The following is a 1,171-nucleotide window of genomic DNA, read 5'->3' on the forward strand; positions in this document are numbered from 1 at the left end:
AACCGACCACCGTGCCCCCAGCATTGTTCGAGCGCATGGCCGATGCGACGCATCCCCTCGTTCCCTTCCTGCACCTGCCGTTGCAATCCGGAGCGGAGGCGATCCTCCAACAAATGAAACGCCGCTACTCCGTCCGTGACTATGCCGCCGAAGTGGAACACGCCTGCCGGGTGGTTCCGGATTTGTGCGTAGGCACCGGTGTGATGGTGGGGTTTCCGGGAGAAACAGAAGAAGACCTTGAAGCCTCTATCCGCTTTATAGAAGAGACACAGCCCGATCAGGTGATGGTTTCTCAGACAACACCATTCCCCGGCACATATATTTATGATAATCAGGATGATGTGATTGACCTCGACTATAACAATATTGCCCGTCATGTGTATGAGCCAAAATTCAAATCAATGGCGTATCTTCAGGACAAAATGATTCAGGCAAGCCAGAAGATGTCGAAAGTAATGGATGCCTTCAGTATTGCACGGGTTGATGAAGAGGATATTGGTCAATGGCTTGATTCCATTCCGCTTGAAAAGAAGGATATTTATATTTTCGGAACATCAGCAACCGCAAAGAAAATCCTGAACCAATTAATAAAAAGAGAAATTGCAGTAAAAGAGTTTCTTGATACCTACTATGAAGGAATGCTCGATACCATTCCGGTAAAAAACCCCTATAAACCGGAAGGGGATTACCTTATTCTCATCAGCTCACTCATTCATAAAGATGAGATGAAAACCCGATTACAGGAACTGGGAGTAGAAAAGGAAAGAGTTCTCGGCTTGCATGAACCTGTACCCGCATAATACATTCTCTCAGTTTCTGCGGGAAGTATAATCATCAGCAACCTTTATTGCCGCCGGTGTAACCACCAAATCAAAAATCAATGCGGTAATCATGGTCAATGCCATAAGAAAACCAAAATGAGCAACAGGATAAAAATCTGACAAAACAAAAATTGATCCTCAATTAGAACAAAGAATGCGGTTGGCTCAAAATATTACTTCTCTTGCTTTATCCCTGAGAAAAAAAGAAAAATTAAGAGTCCGACAACCTCTTTCTAAAATTATGATTCCTATACTGAATTCTGAGATGGAAGCCAACATCAAAGCGGTAGAAAAGATTATTCTAAGTGAGATTAATGTAAAAAAGATAGAGTATTTAACAGCTGATTCTA

The 1,171-nt window shown here is 42.8% G+C and carries 3 protein-coding genes; 2 read left to right on the forward strand and 1 reads right to left on the reverse strand.

All coding sequences use genetic code 11. The annotated features are described in order from the left end of the window. Positions 1 to 800 (forward strand): radical SAM protein (locus AC30RD_RS09695; RefSeq protein WP_489494352.1); only part of this gene is annotated, 800 nt, incomplete at its 5' end. A gap of 9 nt (positions 801 to 809) precedes the next feature. Here AC30RD_RS09695 and AC30RD_RS09700 read toward each other — a convergent pair. Continuing rightward, a complete protein-coding gene (locus tag AC30RD_RS09700) occupies positions 810 to 944 on the reverse strand; it encodes a hypothetical protein (protein ID WP_489494354.1) in 135 nt (44 codons plus the stop codon). A 37-nt stretch (positions 945 to 981) separates the two neighbouring features. Here AC30RD_RS09700 and AC30RD_RS09705 point away from each other — a divergent pair. Continuing rightward, the coding region (locus AC30RD_RS09705) for a hypothetical protein (RefSeq protein ID WP_489494355.1) at positions 982 to 1,171 on the forward strand (190 nt) is incomplete at its 3' end.

The organism is Nitrosophilus sp. (assembly GCF_982775275.1).